The 2,439-nt window shown below is 78.0% G+C and carries 2 protein-coding genes and 1 pseudogene; all 3 read left to right on the top strand.

Annotated elements, in window-relative coordinates; genetic code table 11:
• On the top strand, positions 1-899 hold an 899-nt coding region (locus ABZ371_RS31665), incomplete at its 5' end, for a hypothetical protein (protein ID WP_358686184.1).
• Positions 896-2,119, top strand: a complete 1,224-nt coding sequence (gene mycP, locus ABZ371_RS31660) for a type VII secretion-associated serine protease mycosin (protein WP_358686182.1) — start codon at positions 896-898, stop codon at positions 2,117-2,119. The genes ABZ371_RS31665 and mycP, both read left to right, overlap by 4 nt.
• Before the next feature lie 221 nt (positions 2,120-2,340).
• Positions 2,341-2,439: pseudogene (locus tag ABZ371_RS31655) on the top strand (SseB family protein); the annotation flags it as partial.

Genomic DNA, 2,439 nt, shown 5'->3' with positions numbered 1-2,439 from the left:
CCCGGCGCCGGCCCGTCGGCGCCGTCGACCTCACCCCCCGCCCCGGTGCCGCTCCGGGCCGGGGCGGCCCCTGGCCCGCCTACGCCGGGGAGCCCGCCGAGACACCCGCCGAGACCACGACCCGGCTACGCCCCGTCAGGACCCGGCACCCCGCGAGGACGGCGGCGGCCGCCGCCTGCGTCGTGCTCGGCCTCGGACTGATCGGCGGAGCCGTCACCGGCAGCTGGCTCACCGGGGACTCCGCCGCCGACCCGGGAGCCGGCAGCGCCTACGCCGTGGGCCGTTCCGCCTGGCACAGCGTCCCCGTCGACACCCTCTTCCCCCGCACGCTCAAGGGCGACGGGGCGGGGCCGGGAGCCGCCGACCGCGTCTGGACCCGGATCGCCGTGGCCACCGACGGCGACTGCGCGGCGGGCCTCGACCCGCTGCTGGCCGGAACCCTCCGGCCCGTCGGCTGCGAACGCCTGGTGCGGGCCACCTACACCGACGCCAGCCGCAGCAGCGTCACCACCGTGGGGCTGGTCTTCACCGAGGCGGACGCCGAGGCCATGACCGCGCTGGGTGCCCGCTTCACCGCGGAGCACCTCGACGCGCGGGCCGACCTGATGCCCCGCGCCTACCCCGCGAAGGGCACCGCCGCCGCGGACTTCGGTGACCGTCAGCGTGCCAGCTGGACGGTCCACGTACTGACCGAGGTGCCCGTCGTCGTGTTCTCCGTCTCCGGTTTCGCCGACGGCCGCCCCGTCACCCGGCCCCAGCCCGCCGCCGCGGCCATGGCGGAGGGTGCCACGACGCCCCCGGCGCAGGCCGGACTCGGCCACGAGGCGAAGGGGATCGCCGACCGGGTGGAGCGCGCGCTGCGCAGGACCGTCACCGACCTCACGAGGAAGCCGGAATGACCCGCCCGCGACGGCTCCGCGCCCTCACCGCCCTGGCCACGGCCACCGCGTTCGCACTGCTTCCCGCCGTACCGGCCCGCGCCGACGCCATCCGCGACCAGCAGTGGGGCCTGGAAGCGCTGCACACCCAGCGGGCCTGGCGGACCACCGACGGCGAGGGCGTCACCGTCGCCGTCCTGGACACCGGCGTCGACGACAGCCACCCCGACCTCTCGGGCCAGGTGCTGCCCGGCAAGGACCTCATCGGCTTCGGCGCCGGGCGGGGCGACAGCTCCTGGGCCCTGCACGGCACGGCGATGGCCGGCATCATCGCCGGACGCGGCAGCGGCCCCGGCCGGGGCGAAGGAGTGCTCGGCGTCGCCCCGGGAGCGAAGATCCTGCCCGTGCGGGTGATCCTTGAGTCCGACGACCCGTCCCGCGCCAAGGCCCGCGAGTCGCGCGGCACCGCCCTCGCCGACGGCATCCGCTGGGCCACCGACCAGGGTGCCGACGTGATCAACCTCTCCCTCGGCGACGACAGCGAGTCCGCCCATCCGGAGCCCGGCGAGGACGCCGCCGTCCAGTACGCCCTCGGCAAGGGCGTCTCGGTCGTCGCCTCGGCCGGCAACAGCGGCGACAAGGGCGACCGGGTCTCCTACCCCGCCGCCTACCCGGGGGTGATCGCCGTGGCGGCCGTCGACAAGTACGGCACGCACGCCGCCTTCTCCACCCGCCGCTGGTACGCCACGGTCAGCGCGCCCGGCGTCGACATCGTCGTCGCCAACCCGGACCGGCACTACTACATCGAGTGGGGCACCTCCGCGGCCTCCGCCTTCGTCTCGGGGGCGGTCGCCCTCGTGCGCGCGGCCCGTCCGGGCCTGTCACCCGCCCAGATCAAGACCCTGCTCGCGGACACCGCCCGCAACGCGCCCGCGGGCGGACGCGACGACGCCCGGGGCTACGGACTGGTCGACCCGGCCGCGGCGATCGAGGCGGGGGCGAAGCTCCGCCCCGACGGACTGACCGCGGCCTCGGGGCCCGCGGCCGGCTACCGCGAGCAGTACTTCGGCCCCGGCCCGAGCCCGCGGCGGGAGGACGAACGCCCGGCCGGCTGGCTGGCTCCGACGGCGGGAGGGCTCGGCGCCCTCCTGCTGGCCGTGGCCGTCGTGCTGTGGCGGGGCGGGAGCGGCACGGGCCGTGGGAACGCCGCCTCCACGGCGGGCTCCGCCGCTCGCCGCTGACCCGCGCGGCGGCCACCGGCGGCCCCGCCGCGCGGTCCGGTGCTCCGCGAGGCGTCCTGGCGGCACTCCCCGTCGGTCCGGCCGGCCGCCACCGCCCAGGGCCCCGCCCCGGTCGCGGCCGCCCCCCTCCGGCAGCCCGCGGAGCGCGGCCCGCCGTCAGGGAGGGGGGCCGGCGGCGCCCTGTCGCCAGGGCGCGGCGGCCGACCCACTACGCTCGTCGTGTGGCGCTCAAGAACATTCCGGACCCCGGTTTCTCCGACGACGACGGCACGGCCGCCCCCGAACTGACGGCGGCGCTCGCCGCCAGGTCCACGGACCGC

The organism is Streptomyces sp. NPDC005899 (assembly GCF_040629645.1).
Classification (GTDB): Bacteria; Actinomycetota; Actinomycetes; order Streptomycetales; family Streptomycetaceae; genus Streptomyces.
The sequence above is the reverse complement of the archived record's forward strand: the minus strand, read 5'-3'. Positions and strand labels throughout refer to the sequence as shown.

Coding starts and splice junctions, on each gene's coding strand:
- mycP (WP_358686182.1), top strand. CDS start 896: ATGACCCGCCCGCGACGGCTCCGCGCCCTCACCGCCCTGGCCACGGCC.